This window comes from Desulfobacterales bacterium, assembly GCA_028704555.1.
Lineage (GTDB): Bacteria > Desulfobacterota > Desulfobacteria > Desulfobacterales > JAQWFD01 > JAQWFD01.
The window spans coordinates 26883-50341 of the sequence record JAQWFD010000008.1 but is presented as its reverse complement, the minus strand read 5'-3'; the positions used below and the strand labels follow the sequence as shown (position 1 = coordinate 50341).

The following is a 23459-nucleotide window of genomic DNA, read 5'->3' as shown; positions in this document are numbered from 1 at the left end:
ATTATATATCATCCGGGGTGCCGGTCATCAATGACTTGTCAACGTATCCTTCGCTCATATGGTGTCGTCTTTCGTAAATGTGTTGAAGATCATTTTTGCTGAAATAATACGGCGTGTTGCAGTACTGGCAGCGCAGTTCCAACGGAAACGGATCGGTTGAAATCATGTCGGCCAATTCGTCAGCGGGCATGTGGGCGAGAATAGCGCGAAAAAAATCCTGCCCGCAAGGACACAAAAATTCGATTCGCCGGCTTGCCAGAAACTCAGGCGCGTGTGCTTTGAATACATCTCGGATAAATTGAACAGGGTCGGTGCCATCAGAAAATACAGCGCCCAAAGACGGAAGCTGCCTGATGAGCGCTTCAATCTCAGCTACCGTTGTTTCGCCGGCACCCGGCATCGTTTGAAGAAAAAGACCGCCTGCCCCGGTTACATTTCCGCCGGAATCAAACTGGATGCTCAGGTTAAAAGAAGCAGGCACCTGTTCCGAATGAAGGAAATAATGGGCCAGATCCTGGGCAATATTGCCGTATTGAAGCATGACGTTTCCGGTAAAGGGGGCTTTGTCGTCTTCCAGAAACCGGGTGATCGATAAAAATCCCGCTCCGAAAAATGAGGACAGATCAAAACTGTCTAAAGGTTTTTCCACCGGAATCGGGACTTGCTTCAAAAACCCCCGTACGTCGCCAAAGGCATTGGCCTCGACGACAAGTCCCTTGATAGGTCCTGAGCATTCGATTTCGAGACGAATCCGGTCATTGCCTTTTAAATCGCTGGCTATCAAAGCGCCTCCCATCAAGGCATGCCCCAGCGCCACGGTTTCCAGAATTCCGATTTCATGGTTGGCACGCATTTGATTGATCATTCGTGTGCTGTGAACGATGCCCCCGCGAATGGCGCCTCTGTGCAGTAAAAAATGATACAATTTGTCTTTAGCGCCGGCAGAGAGTTGCTCTTTGACCGTTTCGTCTTTCATTTTCTTATTTATCATAATCCCTTATCCTTTTTTGACTTTGTGCTAAGACATATAGAAAACTGAGCATATTGTGTCAAGACGGAATAAGGCTTTATCTGTCATTACCCCGGGACATGAACGGCAACAGGTTGATTGCTTTTTCCAATGGTAAAACGTTCTGGTAATTTTTATCAATATAAGATATTTTAACGGGCAGTGAATAATTGAGTTGTAAAAAAAGAAACCTTTCAGATGAGCGATAACCAGTAAAGATGGGGTGAAGCGATGAATGTTACATTTTACGGCGCGGTAAGGGAAGTGACAGGATCAATGCACCTGATTTCCTCTCACAGCGACAGAGTGCTGTTGGATTGCGGAATGTTTCAAGGGCGGAGAAAGGAAAGTAATCTGAAAAACAGTGTGCTTCCCTTTGATCCGGAAATGCTCACCAATGTTGTGCTTTCTCACGGCCACATCGATCATTCCGGACGTATTCCCCTGTTGGTAAAAAATAATTTTAAAGGGCATATTATCTGTACGCGACCGACTATGGATGCGTGTGAATTTCTTTTACTCGACAGCGCGCATATTCAGGAATCCGATGCCCAGTATCTCAATTATAAAACCTTGCGGTCCAATCTGTATGGCCTGAAATCCTTCGATGGCTCAAAGCCGTCGTCCAAACGCAGAATGAATGAAATCAAGAAGCTGTTGAAAAAAGACATGCATGCGCTCAATACCGATGTGATCAATCAGCTTATCGCAAAATACCGGCTTGAATTTATTGAACCCCTGTATACCGTAGAAGATGCCGAGCAGTCGCTTTCCGCTTTTGAGGGATACCCGTACAGAGAGCCGGTCACGGTTGGCAGGGATATGACCTGTACCTTCTACGAGGCGGGTCATATTTTAGGTTCTGCCATGTGCATGATCAAAGTCCGTGAAAATGGTCGTTTATTTAGAATTATTTATACCGGGGATATCGGCAGGTTTGACCGGCCGATTATCAGGGATCCGAACACCCTGTTTCCGGAAGAGGACCGGGACATCGATCTGATGATTATGGAAAGTACCTATGGCACACGTCATCACGGCCCCATTGACGATCTGAAAGAGCGAGTGAAACAGGTGATCATCGAGACGGTCAACAGAGGAGGGTCTATCGTCATCCCGGCATTTGCCTTTGGCCGGACCCAGGAACTGGTGTATGTGCTGCATGAACTTTATGATGATAATGAAGTGCCGAAAATACCGGTATATGTCGACAGCCCGCTGGCCATGAAATTGACAAAGGTGTTTGGCGAGCACCCCGAAGTCTATGACCGCCAGACTCATGAAACCTTTCTGGCAAATGCCAAGAATCCTTTTTCGTTCAGTCATCTGGAGTTTGTCCAGTCGGTTGAAGCGTCCATGGCGTTGATGCAGAAAGAAGATTCGCATATCGTCATTGCCTCGTCGGGTATGTGTGAAGCCGGCAGAATCCTTCATCATTTGAGGTATAAAGTCCATAATCCCAAAAATACCATTCTTATTGTCGGCTATATGGCGGAAAATACGCTGGGACGCCGTATCCGGGATCTGGGATGGGAATATGAAAAATCAGGACGAGTGGGCCCCCCGCCAATGCTCAAATTCCTCAACAAATCCTATCCGCTCTGCGCCCGCGTGGTACGACTCAGGGGGTTCAGTGCACATGCGGACCAGACAGAGATGCTCCGATTCTTGAAAATGTCGAATCTGAATATCAGTCAGATTGCGGTTGTTCATGGCGAGGATCATGAATCAACGGGATTTACAGAAAAATTAAGGGAAGAGGGCTATGATGCCTTTATCCCTCATATGGGTGAACCGTTTCAGATCCGATAACTTTGTTGATGACGGGAATTCAGGCTGCCGGCCGATGCGTTTGTCACATGGGCCGGCAGCTTTTTCCCGGATCGCGCCATGTCGTACGCCGGCAGCGGCCGGGACTTCGAAACTACACGTAAGAGAATATGGCCGCAGTTATGATCAAGCCCGGATTTCCGATCTCCTTGATTTAACGTGCTGACCGCGACGTGCCCTCCCCGTGTTTTCTAACCGCCTGTTAAGCGTAAGCATGCTGAGCGGTTGTTGACGTTTGAATAAAGCCAGAAACGCTTAGGGTTCACTCAGAAATAACTTCACATTTTAAGCGCCGATGCATCCTGTCTGGCTGCGTTACGAAAGCTCGGAATATGCTTGATATTCCTGCGCTTTCGTGCACTGCCAGACAAGCGCCTCAACACTTAAAATTGCGAACTTATTTCTGAGTGAACCCTTAATTTGTATTGAAATTTTTTTTCCCCTTTGTTAAGATAAACTCAGTAATTTCATTTCAATATACAAACACAGGATTGCTTGCCTGTTTAGCTCGCCCATTGTTGCGATAAGTGCCGTATTTGTGTATTGCCGTCCGGAGCATTCCAGGTTTATTGTGTTTTTTTCTCATATGAAACTCGCCAGGTTATTCCTATCAATTCGAAACCAACAGGTATGTTGCAATTCGGTAGAATTGTTTGTCGGTAGCACTGAAGCAGGTTTTATATGTTAAGAGGAGTAGTGGTTGAAGATAGAATCGAAAGCACTTGAAGCGAATATCGCCAGCTATAGCGTTGATGTGAGTGTGGATCCCAAGTATTCTCCCTTGATAGAGATAATGTCAAAGTATTACGGGCTCATGCCCGGATTGACTACGTTTCTCAAAGAATTATCGCACCCCTATATGAACTGGCAGTTTATTGTCAAGGAAGCAAGGAGTTATTCGCTGGATTATTTTCACCTGTTTAAAAATCATCTGAAAGGACCCGAGGGCGCAGGTCTTTTCGTCGATATTTTTACCAGATCCATCGAATCGACTGTAAATGATGGGGTCAGGGCTGAGGCAATCGATTATTTTCTCCTGTTTATTCAGAAAGTCATCAAGGATTCAGGCGACCAGCTCCAACGGTTTATGCCGGTACTGGATGTGGCATTCCATCGTGTAAGGCATTATCCGGATGAGGTGTTCGTTCTTTTCGTCAAGAGTTATTATCAAATCAAGAAGCTGGCAGAAATTATTCTGAAAAAATCATATGATGTTGAGATCGACCTGAAGGAAATAAATTTGCTGCTGACCCGGTATTATCTGCATACGTATTCCTACTGGCTGAATGAGCCTGATCCGCAAGCCTGGTTTGAAGCTGAAGCAGGCGATATCCAAAGGCCCGGCCGGCTGAAGGCTATCTTCAGGGACGTATCCCATAACCATATTCAGCAATTGCAGATTTCTCTTGAAAATGCCGTTCGGCAATACCCGAATAATTTACAGCTTTGTCTGGAACAGGTCGTTGGCCTCCCCGGATATAATGAGATTGTGGATGTCTACAAAACCATTCCCCGGGCTTTGTTTGTCGAGGGGGCGCAAAATGAAGAGGGAAACAATAAATGGAAGCTGATATTTCTTTTTCATATCATGCATGTATCCGGTCTTTCATTAATCCATGAAGATTGCCTGAGAGATATCAACCGGACGTTGAGCTGGGTGATTATCAATGAAAAGCACCAGAATATCAGCAAACTCATCGATAAGACATTTTCCATTTTAAAATCGAGATTTGAACATTACCCCGGCACATCGCTCAGCTGTGTGCTGAATGTGGGTAAGGGCGTGTATAAAACCGATGACATCGATCTTGTCAATTTTTTTATCGATTCGATGATCAATCTGGGCTTTCAGGTGCCGATGATCGGAGGGGTGGGAAATGACTGGCAGATCAAAGTCAATCCGGCCCATCTGCTGAATATCAGAACGTGGCTGGAGCTGATCGAGTTGAATCCGAAACGCTCGACGCGACTTTTGTCGTATCTGATTATTCATCTGTCCCTTTGCGGTGTGTTTATCAAGGATACGGATCTGTTTCCGAGAGATATCACCCGGTTGTTGAACAGAGGAATCGGGCCGGTGTATAATCTGGTCAAACAGCTTTGCAAACTGTTTCCTGTCTATTTTAACGATATCGGTGCCGAGGGGCAGCTCAGAGATATTTCCACGGAGATCGATGAGATTCTCAATCGAAAAGACGTGCTGGTTCATTTTCTTCGCAAGCAGAGTCATGTAGAGAGCAGTAACCGGATTGTCAGTTTTATGGAGGCGAGCCTGAAATTCTGGGAGACGGGGGATAAGACAGTCCTGGAACCGTTCGTTCCTCCCGTTATCTTCAATGAAATCGAGTCTGGAGGCCGTTATGTGGACGGGGTTTGCCGGTGCATGACTGCATTGAGCAATCATGGAATAGCACTTCCGAAAGGACTTTTGATTCTGAAGAATGATATGTTGCATCAGGCGCTCAAGGATGTGCCGGGCGTAACGGATATCGACAGAAAACGAGTTGAACTTGCCGTTTCGTTTTATAAGCTGCTCCATCATAAATATAACCTTGACTTTATTGAGACGGGGCATTATATCGCTCAACTTCAGGCGGGGGCGTTTCCCCGTCTTGATCAGCTGAATGAAGCACTGTCAGAAACCGATACCCGGACGAAACTTGTCAGGCTTATCGATTATCTTGAAATGCTCAAACAGCTGATTCTGTCGGATCAGGCATATGAGATTCGGGAGGATATTTATAAAAAAAGGCATTTCGCAGTGGATATCCCGTCAATGTACGGGTGCTATCACGAAATGAAATTCGATGCCCTGGGTCTCACCTTTCGTATTGAGTCTCTGGTCAATGTGCTGCTGGAAGAAGTGGTCGATGCCATTGATCTGAATTTGATTACTAAAGCGACATTCTACGAAATTAATGATCTGCTGCTTTTATTTGACAGGGTACTGAAGCTGGATGGCATCGCATCTGCCGAGTTTGAACGGCAACTTGATTTTCTGGCTCATTCTCTCGGAATCAGAGGGTTTACGTTTACGCAGTTTCTGGATATCTTCAAAGGATTTGCGCAGGCGGTAAAAAATATCATCAATGACTATTTTAACAATATTCATGATCTGAACCTGAATCGTATCCTGTCTCAGATTCCTTTCGGTAAGATTTTGAAAAAATTTCTCCCGCAGGAGGAAATATCGGAACAGGAGAAATTAAAATACAGGATTTCGGAAATATTTTCCAGGGACAGACTGGCCCTGTCTTTGGGACTTCCCCAGTTAGATCTGTTTTTAACGCGGATACTGCATACGCTTTTTCGGCAATCGGATAAAGTGCCGGCGGACAAACTACTGCTTCTGCTCAACTACGATCCCCAGCGGGCGATTACGTTTTTGGAAGATCCTAATAAACGGGTCAACAGCATTATTTATCTGGGGAATAAGGGCGCGAATCTCGTCCGGTTGAAAGAATACGGGCTGCCGGTTCCCCCTGGCTTTATTGTGACCACCGAGGTGTTTCGGTCCAGAGAAATGATTGAGAGCTATGCGCCGGCAGCTCAGAATTTCAGCGATCAGGTCGCGCAGCATATTGCAGGACTGGAGAAAAAGACGGGCAAAATTTTTGGCGATCCCAAAAAACCTTTGCTGCTTTCGGTTCGCAGTGGTGCCTCCATTTCACAGCCCGGAATGATGGACACATTTTTGAATGTCGGCATCAATGAAGATATCGCCTCCGGTATAGCTGACCTGACCGGAAATGCATGGTTCGCCTGGGACAGTTACCGGCGGTTTCTCCAGGGGTACGGCATGTCATACGGGCTGAAAAGAGATGATTTTGATGCCATTATCGATGCGCACAAACACCGGCTGGGGATTCCGCTCAAACGGGGATTTGCGGGCGATCAGATGAAGCGCGTGGCATTGGATTATAAACAGTTCATCTTGGATGCGGGTTTTGAAATCATCGAACAGCCTTTTGAACAGTTGTCCATGATTATTAAACGGGTGTCTGATTCATGGGAATCAGGTAAAGCGAAAACATATCGAAAGATCATCGGAATATCCGATGACTGGGGTACGGCCGTTACGGTTCAAAAAATGGTTTTCGGTAATATATCCAGACAATCGGGTACGGGTGTTTTTTTTACCCATAATCCCAGGTGGTCCGAGGACGTTATTCGGCTATGGGGTGATTTCAGCCAGGGAAATCAGGGTGAAGATGTCGTTGCGGGCCTGGTGCAAACGCTTCCGATTTCAGAAATTCAAATCAGTACGGAGAAGCGGGAAACCGATATCAGTCTGCAGACGCATTTTCCGGATATTTATTCGGCATTGAAACGTATTGCAGTGGATCTGGTTAATGAAAAGGGCTGGAGTCCGCAGGAAATGGAATTTACCTTCGAAAGCCCGGATGTCAACGATCTGTACATTTTACAGTCCAGAGATATGGCCTTCCGGGAACGCAAGAAGGTGTTGACGTTTGATATTGACGATATAATCGATAAAAAATTTCTGGGCCACGGGATCGGGGTCAGTGGTGGTGCCATCAGTGGCCGGGTCGTATTTAATCTCGATGAAATTGATAAATGGCGACGACTCGAACCCTTTACGTCTCTGATCCTGGTCCGGTCCGATACCGTTCCGGATGATATCCGGGAAATTTACGCGGCAGACGGATTGTTGACTGCCAGGGGGGGGTTGACATCGCATGCCGCCGTTGTGGCGCACAGACTGGAGAGAATATGTGTCGTGGGATGTGCTGATCTGCTGTGCAATGAAAAGGAAAAATGGTGTTCATTCAATCAGGTCAATCTTCACTCCGGCGATTATATAAGTATTGACGGTCAGCAGGGGACCGTCTACTGGGGACGAATAAAAATAAATGAGAGCTGAAAGATACATGATGAATCCGGCTTGAACGGTCAAATTCTGTCAGAATGGCTGAATTGGTAACAAGGGAAATGAATTGAGGCGGCCCGGAATTGACCGGTGTGTATTTGTGAAGATGCCGATATGGTGAAAAGGAGGATACAGACATTGAAGCTTGGCATAAACGGATTGGGAAGAATTGGAAAACTGACGGTATGGAATCATCTGGGGCGAAAATATTTTGATGAACTTGTTGTGAATGTCGGCCGTGGCGTGGGCCAAGGCCTTGAAAGTGTCGCCGATTATCTCCAGCATGATTCGACCTATGGATCGCTTCAGGGATGTTTATATGGATATTATTCGAAGCCATTGATCGAAGAAGTGGATGAGGCCAGCGGTTGCATGAGAATTGATGGCGTAAAAATCAAAGTGCTCAGAAGCGATAGAAATCCGGCCGATATCCACTGGGGGGATGAAGGGGTCCGGCTGGTGGTAGATACCACCGGAAAATTTTTGGACCCGACCCTGCCGCCGGACCATCCGGGCGGATCGGTTCGTGGGCATCTGGTGATGGGGGCTGAGAAAGTTCTCGTATCCGCACCATTTAAAATAAAGGATAAAAGCCGACCGATGCCGGAGGATGCTGTAACCACCGTGATGGGCATAAATCATAATGATTATGACCCCCGGGTACATAAGATTGTATCCAATGCATCCTGTACGACTACGTGTCTGGCGCATATGATTAAACCGTTGCTCAACTATTTCGGCGCTGACAAGATTATGTCCGCTTCCATGACCACCATTCACGCCGCGACCGGTTCGCAGGCGGTACTGGATCGTCTGCCGAAATCCGGTGCCAGTGATTTGAGAAAAAACAGAAGCATCCTGAATAATATTATCCTGACGACGACCGGTGCTGCCCAGGCATTGAGCCTTGTGATACCGGAAATGGGTAAAATTGGCTTTATTGCTGAATCCGTCAGGGTACCTACGACCACCGGATCTTTGATTATACTCGTGGTCAACCTGCAGGAAAGGCTGACCGGGGAACCGGTCCGGCGGGATCTGATCAACAGAATATATCAGCAGGCAGCGGAAGAGGATCCGAATCAGTATCTGTATTATACGGAAAAGCAGAATGTGTCCTGCGATATTATCGGAATGCCCAGGGTCGCAACGATCATTGAAGCCCATGAAACGCATACCCGGACTGCCGAAGCCAGCATTGATCTGGGGCATGTGCCGGGGCTGGGGCCTCAAGTCAAAGAGTCGCTGAAAGATATGATCATTCGGATACCCGTTACTCAGGCAGTGATATACGGGTGGTATGATAACGAGTTGGGCAGCTATGTCAACATATTTGGCGACCGAACGGTTTCGGTAGCCGAGAGCATGTAGGGTGCTGCCCGGCCATGCAGGTTTGCTCTTTAGCGGCAAACGATGATGCAGATCCGGTAGCGACCGAGGTCGGCGCCGCAGTTATCTGCTTCAGGAAATGTCAGGGTCTGCTCTGATGTACTGCCTGTCCTGTCAAGAGCGGTCGAAATTAAACAGAATCGGTTGTATAAGGAACAACGTTATTGCTAAGTACGGTAAATTCGTCTATTGACAGCGTTTCGGCACGTCTGGAAGGATCAATGCCGGATTGCTCCAGAACGCTTCCAGCGGTAGCTGCATCCATCGGAAGCTGACTTCCGGCCAATGAATTTTTCAACGTTTTACGGCGCTGCCCAAATGCCGCTTTAATGACTTTGAAGAGCAAGTCTTCATCTGTTGCAGGCAGAGGGATTTCTTTTTTAAATTGGACATAAAGTACTTCAGAGTCTATTTTGGGCTTAGGAAAGAAGGCAGAGGCCTTGACTTCAGTTAACGTTTTAATATCGGCGCAATATTGGAGCATGGCAGACAACCGTCCGTAATCCCGGTTTCCCGGAGTTGCTTTAATCCGCTGGGCCAGTTCTTTTTGAAACATCAGGACCGCATGATGAATGATGTGTCTTGAGCGGATCATCCGGACCAGTATCTGGGAGGATATATTGTACGGGAGGTTGCCGACGATAACAATTTTCCGGTTCTTGTCTTCGGCAACGTGTTCGATATCGACCGTTAGAATGTTTTCGTTCAATAAGACGATGTTGTCAATATGATGGCTGTCCAGTTCGTCCTGTAATATCGGAATGATCCGGGGATCTTTTTCAATGGCATATATCTTCCCGGCGATTTTTGAAAGCGGAATCGTCAGCGCGCCGAGGCCTGCGCCTATCTCAAGGACCACATCTTTCGGGCCAACCCCGGAACGGGATGCGATGGACTGCGCAATGGACGAATCAGACAGGAAATTCTGGCCGTATTGCTTTTTTGCCTGAATGTTCCACTTGTTGAGAAGTGCTGCGGGTGACGTCATAGTGTTATTCTTTATCGGTGAAAGGGTGGATTTCCGAGGGCTTGCCTGTGGCGGCAGGCCGTATGGCGGTCACGATTTTACGGGTGATCCAGTAAGCCGCTATTCCGGGAATAACGCCAAGAATGATTCCGCCGGTAATCATGGCAACGGTAATTTCAACTCCCTGGTTCAACAGCTCGGAGATGTCGATCCGATTTTCATCAAACGGTGAACAAATGCCCATGACGTGCATGCCGACTTTATAGCTGCCATAGTAGAACACGGGAATCGTGACAGGATTGCTGATCCAGACCCCGATTGCCGCCGCCGGTTTGCTGGCACGGCATATGAATGCCAGCGACAGTGCAATCAGGGTATGAAAGGGGATTGTCGGTGTGACAGCGACAAAGATACCGATAGCCATGCCCAGCGCGACATAATGCGGATCGCCGTTGAGTCGTTTGAACCGATGAATGAAATTTTTTGCTTTTAATTTTATGTTCATATGAAACCGGGAATGCGTTTTGATATTTATTTTCAATCCGCCCTGTATAGCATGGATTGAAATATTTTAAAATATTGTTTTGCCAGGGATATATAAGAGGTTGAGTTTAAGGCTAAACTTAGGTATCTATAGTATAGAAATTTTTATCTGAAGTTTAAACTGGAAATCAAAAATACAGCTGTGAAGCATTGCAATTAACCGATACACTCTTATCTTAACGGATATGGAACTGTAATTATCTGATTATGAACAGTTAAAATCCGCAAATTAAGTTCCGTAATGTCGGATCAGGTCGATGAAAGTTATGGCGGCAGGCAGTGCAGGGTTCATTCTGCTGATTTTGGCGAAGACATTAAAGTATTGACTTTTGATGTAATATTAAGTAATTGGCATGAAAATTTAACTGTGCTTTCTGCCGATGATTATGGTGCTGATGATTATGGTTATTAATTCAACTTGTTAAGGAGGCTTTAGCGATGAGAAAAAAAGGAAAAACAGTAAGCTTTGACGCAATGGTCAAGTTTTTCATGCAGAATTATAACATCCCGACAACAAAAGACTTCGATAAGGTGATTGCCCGGATGGATCGGCTCGAAAAAATGGTCAAAACTTCATCTTACGGGAAAAACAGACGATACGCCAGAGGTATCGCAGCCGGTGCGCTGGGAAGACCCGCCATGTCCGCATCGGATATGGTCCTGGAGATTATAACAAAATTCAAACAGGGTGTTGATTTTACAGAAATTCAGGCTCGAACCGGATTCGAAGAAAAGAAACTTCGAAACATTATTTATCGTTTAACCAAACTGGGCAAAATTACGCGTAAAAGTCGCGGCATTTATGTCGGTTCAGCGTCATCTTCATCTGCGCCTGAAGAGGAATAAAGACTGATATGTCTTTATGATGGACAGGGGTTGATATTTGTTTTCTATTTATATCCAGGGATAAGGTTAAAATGATGTACAGTTTTCCGTACCCCATGAAACTTGAGAGGTCTCAATGATGAACGTGCCTGCGTCTGGTCATTCTTCGGTGTTAAGTGAAGGAGCGAATATCTGTGGCTATCGATTGAAAAAAATCGTGGAACTCAAAGATCAACACGGTGTGTTCTATGAACTTGAGCATATGGCGACAGGGTGCAGGCACGTTCATATCAGTAGCCGTGACAAGGAAAATACCTTCAGTGTTGCGTTTAAAACGGTTCCGGAAGATTCGACCGGGGTGGCTCATATTCTGGAGCATACGGTTTTATGCGGTTCACGCAGGTATCCGGTACGGGACCCTTTTTTTTCAATGTTGAAAAGGGGGCTCAGCACGTTCATGAACGCCTTTACGGCGTCTGACTGGACCATGTATCCGTTTTGTACACAGAATCGGAAAGATTTTTACAACATTCTGGATGTGTATCTCGACGCCGTCTTTTTTCCGAATCTCAATGATCTGAGCTTCAAGCAGGAAGGACATCGGCTGGAGCTGGAGACTACTACAGGAAAAGATCCTGCACGACTTGTGTACAAGGGCGTTGTATACAATGAAATGAAAGGGGCCATGTCGTCGCCGGATCAGGTTATGGAGAGATCCCTCATGAATGCTCTTTATCCGTCTTCCACCTACCGATTCAACTCCGGTGGCGAGCCTTCTGAGATTCCGAAATTGACTCATCAGGAATTGGTAGAATTTCACCGGAGGCATTATCATCCGAGCAATGCGTTTTTTTATACTTACGGAAATCTTCCCCTGGAAGAGCACCTGACATTTATTCAGGAAAAGGTATTAACTCATTTTACCCGGATTGATCCGGAAACCGACGTGCCGCCACAACCTCGATGGACCACCCCCAAAACGGCTACTTATACCTATCCGCTGGGGAAAAATGAAGACCCGTTGAAAAAGTGTCAAATCAGTATGGCATGGTTGATGGCCGATATCCGGGATTCATTCGAAATTCTGGCTCTGACGCTGCTGGAACAGATTCTGCTGGGAAACGCCGCATCACCACTTCGAAAGGCGCTGATCGATTCCGGACTCGGAACATCGCTGAGTGATGGAACCGGTTATGACGGGGAGCATCGTGATACTTCGTTTGCCTGCGGGCTCAAAGATGTGGAGGAATCTTCGGCAGACCGGATCGAGTCAATTATCGTTAACGTTTTCCAGGAGCTGGTGGCCAATGGGATCGAAAGAGAACTGATTGATTCGGCGGTTCATCAGCTGGAATTTTATCGTAAAGAAGTAACAAATCAACCCTATCCCTATGGATTGAAACTGTTGCTGGAATTTTCCGGAAGCTGGTTTCATGGTGGTGATCCGGTCAATGCCCTTCAGTTCGACGCGGATTTGCGTCGCCTCGACAGCGAACTGGAAAAAGGGCCCTTTTTTGAACAGAGAATACAACGCTATTTTCTGGATAATCCTCATCGGGTCTTGCTCAAACTGATCCCGGATCAGTTGAAAGAGAGCCGGGAAGCCGGGGAGGTGGTGCAGGCGCTGGAACGGAGACTGGAAGGGATGACACGTTCCGAACTGGATCAAATCATCAAAGATGCCGATGCCTTAAAAGCGCTGCAGGAGTTTCAGGAAGATGTTTCGTGTCTTCCTACTCTGGGGCTGGAGGATATCCCTCCTGAGGTGGATATCGTCAAAGAGAATAGCAGCTTTCCGGATGTGCCGGCGACCTGTTATCAGCAACCGACATCGGGGATTTTATATGTTTCAGCTGCTTTCGGCGCCGGTCAGGTGGCCGGCCCGTTACTTTCTCTGGTCCCATTTTTCTGTTATGCCTTTTCCAAGATGGGAACCCGTCGTCGTGACTATACAGAAATTGCCCGCCGGATGGATCTGTATACCGGCGGGATCGGGTTGTCGATCAATGCCCGAACCCGCTTTGACAGTGACGGGGTATGCCTGCCGTTCGCACTCCTGGGTGGTAAGTGTCTGGCGAGAAATCAGGATCAGATGTTTGAGCTTCTGGATGAGCTTCTTTGTGAAGGGGACTATTCCGATCTGAATCGATTGAAAAAACTTCTTCTCCAGTACAGGGCCGGTATAGAGTCCATGGTGGTGCAAAATGGACACGGGTTCGCCATATCCCTGGCTTCCAGGAATTTTTCCCGTACCTGCGCATTGAGTGAGCAATGGAACGGGATTTTCCAGCTCAAAGTTTTAAAAACGCTGACCGATGACTTGACGGACGAAACGCTCGAGTCGCTGTCGCAGGATATGTCCCGGATTGCCGGTGTGCTTATTGGAAGGCAGAACATCCGGGCGGCTCTGGTTGGTGAAGAGGACTTGCTTACGACGGCAGGCTCGAAGATTGCCTCGCTTCAGGAGAAACTTGACAGCGGGCCGTCAGACGGGTTTGTGCCTCCTCCGATTGATGTGGATGACTACATTCCGAGAGAAGGGTGGAGTACGTCGACGTCCGTTTCATTTGTGGCCCGGATGTTCAAGGCCGTTCGAATGGGGCACGAAGATGCGCCGGCGTTGTCAGTGATCAGCAAGCTTCTCAGGTCGATGTATTTGCATCGTGAAATCCGTGAAAAGGGCGGAGCCTATGGGGGATTTGCGGTATATAATTCGGAAAACGGCCTTTTCGGTTTTGCCTCCTACAGGGATCCGCACATAGCCTCCACTTTGAAGGTATATGAGGGGGGGGAGGCCTTTATCCGATCCGGTGCCTGCACGGATGGAGATATAAAAGAAGCTGTGCTTCAGGTATGTTCTGAAATTGACAGACCCGATCCCCCCGGTCCGGCTGCCAGAAATGCGTTTTTCAGGAAGATTGTTTCGCTGTCAGACGAGCAGAGGCAGGAATTCAAAAGCAGGCTGCTGTCGATGACCCGTCGGGAAGTGATGCGTGTTGCGGAAACGTATTTTGATCGTCATTCGCAGAAGAGTGCAGTGGTTGTGATTTCGGGAGAAGAGGCGCTTAAACGCGCAAATGAAAAACTCGGGCAATATCCCCTGGAGCTGCATCAGATATAAAACCGGTAAGTTTGCAGATCGAACGATGATGTTTTCGAATCGATGCCGAAGAATCGTGCCTGCATCGGTATCGGTTCGCAGTTTTTCGGTAGTCAGGCACCCTCCGGTTTTTACCGGTCCCGTGAATAAATCCTCAATGTGCACCATGTATCCCCCCGGTAAATCTGACAATATTTTATGATCGTGAAAAACTGCATTATAGGATTTGCTGCCTGGGCTACGATATGCCGGGATTTTTTGTCTTAACTTCGGGTATTAAATTGCCGGATAGAGCGGATTGTATCATCCCGTCAGTCAGCAACGAAATACAGCGGGGATGGCGAACTGTCCCGGTTGAAGTAAAAAAAGACATTGACACCGAATAGCTCTGGATTTAATTATGGTGAAAATGGTACGCTACCCGGATATTGAACGAGTTCGAAAAAAATAAATCGCAGGAGAATAGACATGCAGAAAAAAGTGACTGTACCCGAGATCAGGGCCCGAAAGAAAGATCCGAAAGCCATTACCATGCTGACCGCATATGATTACCCCTGGGCGCTTCTGGTAGATCAGGCCGGTATTGATATGATTCTGGTGGGCGATTCTCTGGGTATGGTGGTTCTGGGGTACCCGGATACGGTATCGGTAACTATGGATGAGATGATGCATCATATTAAAATCGTTACACGGGTTGTGAAACATTCACTGGTTGTCGGTGATATGCCGTTCGGCTCTTATAACGTGTCGGTTGAAAAGGCGGTTGAAAATGCCAACCGGATCATGAAAGAGGGTCGGGCGGATGCCGTGAAGCTGGAAGGCGGAAAAGTCATGGCGCCCGTTGTGGAAGCGATCGTCAACGCCGGAATCCCGGTTCAGGGGCATATCGGACTGACGCCCCAGACCGCCTCTGCGCTCGGCGGATTCAAGGTGCAGGGCAAAAATGCAGCAGCGGCCCGCCAGTTGATCGAAGATGCCAAAGCCCTTGAGGCGGTCGGATGCTTTTCTCTGGTTCTGGAAGCGATTCCCGCACCGATTGCCGAGATGATCACCGAAGCCGTCTCGATTCCCACCATAGGCATTGGCGCCGGGGTTAAGTGCGACGGCCAGGTTCTGGTGACGCACGATATGGTCGGGCTGTTTGACAAATTTGTCCCCAAGTTTGTAAAACAGTTTGCCGCTATCGGGAGTGCGATCTCAGATGCGATTGCGCAATACAAGGATGAAGTGGAAAACAGGCGCTTTCCGGAAGCAAAGCACAGCTTTACCATGAAGGCCGAAGAAATTGAAAAATTGATCCAGATCCTCGATAAATAACCACAAACGGGTTCATTCCTAAAAAACGGGTTTTCGCTTCAGCTTCCGGGTGGCTGAAGTGAAAACCCGTTTTTATATCTGCATGCCAATACAACGGTTTACCCGATGCGATGGGGTAATCCTGCTAGACCGTCATATTTTCCGGAGGAAGACTTCTTCGAGTTTTTGAACCGCAGCGTGTGACAGAGAGCCCTTTGCGGTTGCGATGTCAATGGTATGAATCCCCAGCTGTCTGTAAAGGGAAAGGAGTTCAGGCTTTTTCGACTGAATTTCATCCATATGGGTGACGATGGTTTCGGCGTCCCCTCTTTCGATGGGGCCGGTCAACGCCTGGGGAATCCCGACGTTTTCAATGTTTGAAAGCGTGCCTTCTATCAGGGGCTTAAACAGCTTAAAGGCTTCTTTGTCCGGCACTCCCGCATCTTTAATGAGCTTGAAGGCCAGATCCAGCAGGGTGACCAGATAGTTTGATACCACCACCGCCGAGGCGTGATAAAGCGTTTTCGCCTCGGTTTTGATTTCCATAAATTGCGCCCCAAGATCCGTTGAAATGATCCGGGCAGCGGAAACGGCTTCCGGATCGCCTTCTGCTGAGATGATAATGTCCTTGAACGGGTTTTGTGTGATCTGTTTTGATGCAAAACTCTGCAGGGGGTGCATTGAACCGATGGCCGCACCGCATCGCCTCGCCGGGGATAGGATTCTGGATGACAACAATCCGCTGCAATGGAATACGATGGATTGTTCCGAAAAACCGCCGTTGTCTGCGATCTGGAGACAGGCCTCGACGATGACGCTGTCCGGTGTCGTGATAAAGATAATATCTGCAGACCGGGAAATGTCCCAGTTGATTTTGCTGAATTTTCCGATTCCGGCCAGGTCAGCGGCATTGCGTGCCGATGCCAGGGTTTTGCTGGCCATGCCGGCTGATTTGTATCCGGCCTGAGTCAAAAAGTTGGCCAGTGTCGTACCGACTTTTCCGCATCCAATAATGGCAAAAGATGGTTTCATAACCAATTTTCCTGCAACGCGTGAAGTGAGGGCTGTGTGACCTGACAGCCGTTGATAGGGTGAACAATCTTCAGGGCTCCGGCAGCTCAACGCATAAAATCGCGAGTTTATTTTTATGCTGTTGTGAGAGACCCGAATGACAGAATAAACCCTATTTACACTGGAGAACAAAAATAAGCAACCGCATCTGGCCTATGATCTGTTGACGGACTGGTTTTCTGAAATTTGGTTTTCAAAAGATGGACACGGGCGGGTGTTTTCGATCCTGACGGTAAAAAAGTCGATTTTATGGATGCAAACGAGCTGCGCTCAATTGTCATTCGCCTCGATAGATATAAACCGGTCAGGCTGACAGCTGATACTCTATCTGAATTTGGCGGAAGCCAATTGGCGGACGGGTAAAATGCCTTAACGAGTTTATGTCATAAAAAATAAGATGAAGTTTTTTCTTGACTTTAATTTGCTATTTTGGGAAAAAAGCTAATTCTTTTAAAAAATTTAATTTGATAAATTTAGAAAACCTGACTCAATGCAATTTTTACTGTAACATAAAGAACATGAGGGATGGTTTGTGAAAATTCCCCATTTTAAAACGGGGATTAAGGCTCAAAAAAAAGATTTTATGAGCTTGGGTAGCATAAGCGTTGAGACTTATATTGCGATGCATCCGCCAGCCTGAATGTTGAAACAGTAAGTAAAGACTATGGGAAAGGATTTCTAAAGTTGATAGTGCTGCCTTAAAAAATCCATATCCGGGTTTAGGGCGTGAGGAAAACTTAACTATGTAGGTGGGAGGTTTGAAATGAAACCAAATGAAACGTGTTCGGCAATCAGAAATGCTTCCAGTCTGCAACCAGAAGTCATTGCAAAATCAGCTGGGGGTGCGGAAAAATTTGAATGGTGGGGGCTTTCACCGGAAGAGGCCAGAAAAATCATGGTCAACAAGCCAAAAAGTTTGAGAGATAAGACCTCTACCATGAAAGAGGCCGTTGATCGATATGTAAAAGATGGCATGAATATCGGTATCGGCGGCTTTGTCAATACCAGACCTCCCGTCGCAGCTATTCATGAAATTATCCGCCACGGCGCAAAAGACCTGACCCTTTCATTCCAGTCTAATTCAATCTGTCCTGAACTGCTTGCCGGCGCCATGCTTCTGTATCCTGAACATATATCCGTCAAACGCGTTGAACTGGCCTGGTGGGGATATGAAGTCATCGGTATTGCACCGCTGCTGAGATATCTCAATTCCAAAGGCATGATTCTGATGGATGATTATACCAACCTGGGCATGGCGGCCCGATTCAAAGCTGCATCCATGGGTATTGAATTCATGCAGGTTCGGGACCACGGTGGCGCCGATATGGAGCTGACCAACCGCGGGATGATGGTAAAGAGCCCGTTTACCGGGAAAAATACCTACCTGGTAGCGGCAAGCTATCCGGATCTTGCGCTTGTTCATGTCACGGCTGCGGATAAATTCGGAAACAGTCGTATTTTTGGCGCAACCTGTACCTGCCCGGAACTGGCACTCGCCGGCGGTCATTGTATCGTCAGTACCGAGCAGATCATTTCCAATGAGATTATTCGAACCTATCCGAATCTGACAGAGATTCCCTATTCCGCAGTGGATGCAGTGGTTGAGCAGCGTTTTGGATCCTATCCTGGAGTCCATTACGGGCATTACTGGTTTGATATGGAGCATATCCTGATGTTCAGAAAAGCCTCTGATAATTTCCGTAAAACCGGTAAAACCGATGAACTGAAGAAATACTATGATGAATATATCTTTGGATGTGAAACATTTGACGATTTCCTGAGCAAAATTCCATATAAAACGCTTAAGAAACTGAGAGATTTGGACGGCGGGCAGCCCATCATCGTTGGGTAATGATCCATTTGATAGCATTCATCCTGAAATAGGATAGTCTTTTCAAGTTCAAGGAAGGCGATGACTTTAACATATTGAATGAATTGAAGATTTTTATGGTTAACGTCTGAGTCTGACACGCATGAAAAAACAGACATTTATGGATGGATACTTGTTAAAAAAAAGCAAGGAGGTTATACAATGGCTGAATATACACCATTTGAAATGATCGCATATACAGGTTCCAGAGTTTTGGAAGATAACAAGATCGTGTTTGTCGGAACCGGTCTTCCGATAATCGCGTCCATGCATGCACAGCTGACCCATGCACCGGGTCTCGGGTTGATTTTTGAAGCCGGCCCCCTGGCACCGGTTCTTGAAATGGGGATGCCGCTATCCGTCGGTGATACCCGTGCCTGCCGCAAAGCCTGTTATCTGAAAGGATTGAACGCCGTATTTGAATTGACCCAGAGAGGACATTCGGATTTTGCATTTATCGGCGGCGCTCAGATCGATAAGTACGGCAACATCAACTCCACGTTCGAAGGCGGAACCTATACCGAAGCTGTGACCCGGTTCCCTGGCAGCGGCGGCGCAGGTGCCATGGCAGCCAACTGCGAAAGAACCATCGCCATCATGGCGCTTGAACCTCGACGGTTTGTCAATAAACTGGACTATATTACTAGTATCGGTTACGGTGACGGCTCTCCGGATTACAGGGAAAACGCGGGTGTGATGGGCGCCGGTCCCTACCGTGTCATTACCAACGAAGCATTGTTCGGGTTTGATGAAAAAACAAAGCGCATGGTGCTTCTGGAAGTGATTCCGGGTAAAACCGCACAGTATATCCAGGACAAGGTCAGTTTTGAACTGATCATTTCTCCGGACCTGAAAGAAATGGTCGAGCCGACGGCAGACGATCTGAAACTGCTTCGGGAAAAATGCGATCCGGACGGATATTTTCTGGCCAGACAGCTGAAGTAATCTGATTTGCAGGGGGGGATCCCCCGATATTAAATACATTCCAGAATCCGGGTCCTCAGGGGCCCGGATTTTGTATTTCTATGGCAGCCATGTCTCAATTTATTGGCGGTGTTCTAAAATCCGTTGACTAATAGAAAATATCGGATATTATAAAATGTTTATGGAAATACGGCTGTTTTAAACAGGAACCGTTTGATTTTTTTACAGCAGCTCGTGAGATCTCAACGAATTGATTGAACACGTGACGATATGAGAGGAAACTGACGCAAAGATGATTCATCTGATCAGAGGATTTAAAGACATATTGCCGGGTGAAGTGGAGCTCTGGCAGTATATAGAACGAACTGCCATAGACCTTTTTGAAAATTTTGGCTTCAGGGAAATCCGGGTTCCCATTATGGAACGGACCGAACTGTTTTCCCGGAGTATCGGGGAAGATACCGATATCGTGGAAAAGGAGATGTATACCTTTCCTGACCGGAAAGGCGAATTCATCACCCTTCGGCCCGAGGCCACGGCCTCTGTCGTGCGCTCCTATATTCAGCAGAAACTGTACACGACGGATCCAGTACAGAAGCTGTATACGATCGGTCCGATGTTTCGAAGGGAACGGCCCCAGAAGGGAAGATACCGGCAGTTTTATCAGATCGATGCGGAAATTTTCGGCTCCCAATCCCCTCTGGCGGATGCCCAGTTGATTTTTATGCTGGTGTCACTGTTTATCAAATTGTCCGTGACCGATGCCACGGTGCACATCAATTCGCTGGGCTGTCCGGAATGCCGTCCGAAATTCCGGGAGGCGCTCTCCGGCCTGTTGAAACAGGTTGAACCGCAACTGTGTGAGGACTGCGTCCGGCGAAGCACGCGAAATCCGTTAAGGGTACTGGATTGTAAAGTGCCCACATGCCGGGATGCCATCGCGGAGGCGCCGTCCGTAATTGATTTTCTGTGTCCGGAGTGCCGCGAGCATTTTGAAACCGTCACGCGTCTGCTGGACACGATGAACGTGCCCTATGTGCGGGATAAGCGCCTGGTCAGGGGCCTGGATTACTATACCCGGACGGCCTTTGAAATTCAGACCGGTGCACTGGGTGCCCAGAACGCCATTGCCGGCGGAGGGCGCTATGACAGTCTGGTCAAAACACTGGGCGGACCGGATACGCCTGCCATTGGATTTGCCATCGGTTTTGACCGGCTGGCGGAAATCGTTGCCCTGTCGGGCCGTGATTTTTCAAAAGGTCCCGAGGTATTTATTGCGGCATTGGGAAAGGATAGTCAGGCCAGGGCCTTTGAATGGCATTGTGCGCTGAGTATGGAAGGCATTTCCACCGAGATGGATTTCAGTGGTCGCGGACTCAAGGGGCTTATGAAACGGGCGAGCAGGCTCAAATCCCGTTACGTGTTGATCGCCGGCGAACAGGAGCTGGAACAAGGCGCGCTTGTTCTTCGGAATATGGCCACCAAAGAGCAGGTGGCGGTTCCGGTTGATTGCGTGGTCGAAACCGTTAAATCAATGATTTTACAATGACCATCGTGTCGCTTTCCCTTTTGGTGGGGGTGCGGTATGATTGCAGATAATGATTATATGGTGAATAACTCAGTTGGAAAGGAGTCGTTCCATTGATAGATAAACTTGGAGATTTGAGGCGAACCCATCACTGCGGCCAATTGACGGTCGATAACGAGGGTCAGGCGGTTGTGCTCATGGGGTGGGTCCAGCGTCGCCGGGATCTTGGCAGCCTGATATTCGTTGATTTGAGAGATCGGGAAGGCATTACCCAGGTCGTGTTCAATCCGGAAACCGATTCGGCCCTGCATGAAAAGGCTCACAGCATCCGTCATGAGGATGTGATCGCCGTGACGGGGACCGTGGGCAGGCGTCCGGAAGGCATGGAAAATGCGAATATGTTGACCGGCGGAATTGAAGTGACCTCTCTGGCGCTTCGAATATTGAACCGGGCGCAGACGCCGCCGTTTTTGATCGATGAGTCAACCGACGCAGTATCGGAAACCGTTCGTCTGAAATACCGGCACCTGGATCTGCGTCGCCCCCGGCTTCAAAGAAATCTCGTCCTGAGGCACAAGGCGGCATTTTCTGTGCGTCAATTTCTCGACAGCCGTGGTTTCCTGGAGGTGGAAACGCCGATGCTCACCCGGAGTACGCCGGAGGGTGCCAGAGATTATCTGGTTCCCAGTCGAGTGAATCCGGGCCATTTTTATGCCCTGCCACAGTCGCCGCAGCTGTTCAAACAGCTTTTGATGGTTGCCGGTTTTGATAAATATTTTCAGATTGTTAAATGCTTCAGAGATGAGGACTTGAGAGCTGACCGTCAACCGGAATTTACCCAGATCGATATGGAGATGTCCTTCGTGGGTGAAGAGGATGTCATGGCGGTTTCCGAAGAAATGGTAAAGACGGTTTTCCGTGAAGTTCTTGGTGTCAGTGTCGGTTTGCCCTGTCCGCGGCTGACGTATCAGGAAGCCATGTCGCGTTTTGGAATTGACCGGCCGGATACGCGCTTTGGCCTGGAGCTGAAAGATCTTTCCGATATCGCAGCAGATTGCGGTTTCAAGGTGTTTTCCGGTGCCGTACAAAGCGGCGGTGTTGTCAAGGCGATCAACGCAAAAGGCTGTATTGATTTTTCGAGAAAAGACATCGATGAGCTGGGCAAATTCGTTGAGATCTACAAGGCAAAGGGGCTTGCCTGGATTAAGGTCAAAGAAGGCCAGTGGCAGTCACCTGTTGCCAAATTTTTTACGGACGGGGAAAAAAAGACGATCGAGCAGCGCCTGGAGGCGGAAACCGGTGATCTGCTTCTCATCGTGGCAGATCAGCCCAGAATCGTTAATGATGCCCTGGGGCAGCTTCGAAACCATCTCGGAAAAAAGCTGGGGCTGATCGATGAGAAAGCGTTCAGTTTTGTATGGGTGACCCATTTTCCGCTGCTGGACTATGATGAGGAAGAAAAACGCTACGTCGCGCTGCACCATCCTTTTACCGCACCGCTCGAGGAAGATTACGATCTGTTTGAAACCGATCCGCTTTCGGTCCGGTCACGCGCTTATGACCTGGTGCTTAACGGGTCAGAAATCGGCGGCGGCAGTATCCGGGTTCATCAGATCGAGGTGCAGAAAAAGATTTTCAACGCCCTGGGCATGACCCCGGACGAGTATCAGGAAAAATTTGGTTTTCTGCTGTCAGCCCTGGATTCCGGAGCCCCCCCTCATGGCGGTATAGCCTTTGGTTTAGACCGGCTGGTAATGATTCTGTGTGCCGAATCGTCAATTCGAGATGTCATGGCTTTCCCGAAAACCGTATCGGCCTCATGTCCGTTGACCAATGCGCCATCGATCGTCAGCCCGGACCAGCTCGATGACCTTTGTCTGAAAATTCAGAAATGCAAAAAGGATAACGCCTCACCGGAGTCCGGTGAGTAAATTGAAAAATTATCTAAAAAATAAGTTGACTTTTCCGGAGGGAATGGGTAAATAGTAAAAGTTCATTCAACGAGCATTCCCCAGTAGCTCAGTTGGCAGAGCGAGTGGCTGTTAACCACTAAGTCCGCGGTTCGAGTCCGTGCTGGGGAGCCAGTAAACATAAGGGTTTAGAGATTTTCGTCTCTAAACCCTTTTTTAGTACCCACCATCATACCCACCATGCAGACTCAAAAACAGGGTAAACCCCACATAAAAAAAAGAGTGGCCCGACATGTCCGCCGATAC

At 47.9% G+C, this 23459-nt stretch carries 15 protein-coding genes and 1 tRNA gene; 12 read left to right on the top strand and 4 right to left on the bottom strand.

Features of this window, described 5'->3' with window-relative positions:
• Position 1 precedes the first annotated feature (1 nt).
• Positions 2–991 carry an Hsp33 family molecular chaperone HslO gene (locus PHQ97_04790; protein MDD4392053.1) on the bottom strand — a complete coding sequence of 330 codons (990 nt, stop codon included), beginning with the start codon at positions 989–991 and terminating at the stop codon, positions 2–4.
• Positions 992–1240: 249 nt separating this feature from the next.
• Here PHQ97_04790 and PHQ97_04785 point away from each other — a divergent pair, with 249 nt between their 5' ends.
• From PHQ97_04785 to PHQ97_04775, 3 genes are all read left to right on the top strand, one after another.
• Positions 1241–2821 (top strand): MBL fold metallo-hydrolase, encoded by a 1581-nt coding sequence (locus PHQ97_04785; GenBank protein ID MDD4392052.1) that lies wholly within the window; start codon positions 1241–1243, stop codon positions 2819–2821.
• 718 nt (positions 2822–3539) lie between these two features.
• Entirely contained in the window at positions 3540–7724 is a 4185-nt protein-coding gene (locus PHQ97_04780) for a PEP/pyruvate-binding domain-containing protein (GenBank protein MDD4392051.1), read from the top strand.
• 144 nt (positions 7725–7868) lie between these two features.
• Positions 7869–9101: a glyceraldehyde 3-phosphate dehydrogenase NAD-binding domain-containing protein gene (locus PHQ97_04775; GenBank protein ID MDD4392050.1), complete on the top strand. Its 1233-nt coding sequence runs from the start codon at positions 7869–7871 to the stop codon at positions 9099–9101.
• Positions 9102–9249: 148 nt separating this feature from the next.
• Here the strand turns inward: PHQ97_04775 and rsmA are convergent, their stop codons facing one another.
• Together rsmA and PHQ97_04765 are read right to left on the bottom strand one after the other, a co-directional pair.
• Positions 9250–10107: a 16S rRNA (adenine(1518)-N(6)/adenine(1519)-N(6))-dimethyltransferase RsmA gene (gene rsmA / locus PHQ97_04770; GenBank protein ID MDD4392049.1), complete on the bottom strand. Its 858-nt coding sequence runs from the start codon at positions 10105–10107 to the stop codon at positions 9250–9252.
• A 4-nt stretch (positions 10108–10111) separates the two neighbouring features.
• A complete protein-coding gene (locus PHQ97_04765; protein MDD4392048.1) occupies positions 10112–10591 on the bottom strand; it encodes a DUF2062 domain-containing protein in 480 nt (159 codons plus the stop codon).
• Between the two features lie 279 nt (positions 10592–10870).
• Here PHQ97_04765 and PHQ97_04760 point away from each other — a divergent pair, with 279 nt between their 5' ends.
• The 4 genes from PHQ97_04760 (at position 10871) to panB (ending at position 15871) form a co-directional block, all read left to right on the top strand.
• Positions 10871–11041 carry a hypothetical protein gene (locus PHQ97_04760; protein ID MDD4392047.1) on the top strand — a complete coding sequence of 57 codons (171 nt, stop codon included), beginning with the start codon at positions 10871–10873 and terminating at the stop codon, positions 11039–11041.
• 26 nt (positions 11042–11067) lie between these two features.
• Entirely contained in the window at positions 11068–11475 is a 408-nt protein-coding gene (locus PHQ97_04755; GenBank protein ID MDD4392046.1) for a hypothetical protein, read from the top strand.
• Between the two features lie 115 nt (positions 11476–11590).
• Positions 11591–14575 (top strand): insulinase family protein, encoded by a 2985-nt coding sequence (locus tag PHQ97_04750; GenBank protein ID MDD4392045.1) that lies wholly within the window; start codon positions 11591–11593, stop codon positions 14573–14575.
• A gap of 447 nt (positions 14576–15022) precedes the next feature.
• Positions 15023–15871 (top strand): 3-methyl-2-oxobutanoate hydroxymethyltransferase, encoded by an 849-nt coding sequence (gene panB / locus PHQ97_04745; GenBank protein ID MDD4392044.1) that lies wholly within the window; start codon positions 15023–15025, stop codon positions 15869–15871.
• Positions 15872–16003: 132 nt separating this feature from the next.
• Here the strand turns inward: panB and PHQ97_04740 are convergent, their stop codons facing one another.
• On the bottom strand, positions 16004–16882 hold the full coding sequence (locus PHQ97_04740) for a DUF2520 domain-containing protein (protein ID MDD4392043.1): 879 nt from the start codon (positions 16880–16882) through the stop codon (positions 16004–16006).
• 802 nt (positions 16883–17684) lie between these two features.
• Here PHQ97_04740 and PHQ97_04735 point away from each other — a divergent pair.
• The 5 genes from PHQ97_04735 (at position 17685) to PHQ97_04715 (ending at position 23327) form a co-directional block, all read left to right on the top strand.
• Positions 17685–18773 carry a CoA transferase subunit A gene (locus PHQ97_04735; protein ID MDD4392042.1) on the top strand — a complete coding sequence of 363 codons (1089 nt, stop codon included), beginning with the start codon at positions 17685–17687 and terminating at the stop codon, positions 18771–18773.
• A 180-nt stretch (positions 18774–18953) separates the two neighbouring features.
• On the top strand, positions 18954–19736 hold the full coding sequence (locus tag PHQ97_04730) for a glutaconate CoA-transferase (GenBank protein ID MDD4392041.1): 783 nt from the start codon (positions 18954–18956) through the stop codon (positions 19734–19736).
• A gap of 271 nt (positions 19737–20007) precedes the next feature.
• On the top strand, positions 20008–21264 hold the full coding sequence (gene hisS / locus PHQ97_04725; protein ID MDD4392040.1) for a histidine--tRNA ligase: 1257 nt from the start codon (positions 20008–20010) through the stop codon (positions 21262–21264).
• Positions 21265–21356: 92 nt separating this feature from the next.
• Positions 21357–23174: an aspartate--tRNA ligase gene (gene aspS / locus PHQ97_04720; protein MDD4392039.1), complete on the top strand. Its 1818-nt coding sequence runs from the start codon at positions 21357–21359 to the stop codon at positions 23172–23174.
• Between the two features lie 77 nt (positions 23175–23251).
• Positions 23252–23327: transfer RNA gene (locus PHQ97_04715), tRNA-Asn, on the top strand.
• The last annotated feature ends 132 nt before the right edge of the window (positions 23328–23459 follow it).

Excerpts from the sequence above, each read along its gene's own strand:
- PHQ97_04790 (MDD4392053.1), bottom strand. The coding sequence starts at position 991 with ATGATAAATAAGAAAATGAAAGACGAAACGGTCAAAGAGCAACTCTCT.
- PHQ97_04755 (MDD4392046.1), top strand. The coding sequence starts at position 11,068 with ATGAGAAAAAAAGGAAAAACAGTAAGCTTTGACGCAATGGTCAAGTTT.
- PHQ97_04735 (MDD4392042.1), top strand. The coding sequence starts at position 17,685 with ATGAAACCAAATGAAACGTGTTCGGCAATCAGAAATGCTTCCAGTCTG.
- PHQ97_04750 (MDD4392045.1), top strand. The coding sequence starts at position 11,591 with ATGATGAACGTGCCTGCGTCTGGTCATTCTTCGGTGTTAAGTGAAGGA.
- panB (MDD4392044.1), top strand. The coding sequence starts at position 15,023 with ATGCAGAAAAAAGTGACTGTACCCGAGATCAGGGCCCGAAAGAAAGAT.
- hisS (MDD4392040.1), top strand. The coding sequence starts at position 20,008 with ATGATTCATCTGATCAGAGGATTTAAAGACATATTGCCGGGTGAAGTG.
- PHQ97_04760 (MDD4392047.1), top strand. The coding sequence starts at position 10,871 with ATGTCGGATCAGGTCGATGAAAGTTATGGCGGCAGGCAGTGCAGGGTT.
- PHQ97_04740 (MDD4392043.1), bottom strand. The coding sequence starts at position 16,882 with ATGAAACCATCTTTTGCCATTATTGGATGCGGAAAAGTCGGTACGACA.
- PHQ97_04730 (MDD4392041.1), top strand. The coding sequence starts at position 18,954 with ATGGCTGAATATACACCATTTGAAATGATCGCATATACAGGTTCCAGA.
- rsmA (MDD4392049.1), bottom strand. The coding sequence starts at position 10,107 with ATGACGTCACCCGCAGCACTTCTCAACAAGTGGAACATTCAGGCAAAA.
- PHQ97_04785 (MDD4392052.1), top strand. The coding sequence starts at position 1,241 with ATGAATGTTACATTTTACGGCGCGGTAAGGGAAGTGACAGGATCAATG.
- PHQ97_04765 (MDD4392048.1), bottom strand. The coding sequence starts at position 10,591 with ATGAACATAAAATTAAAAGCAAAAAATTTCATTCATCGGTTCAAACGA.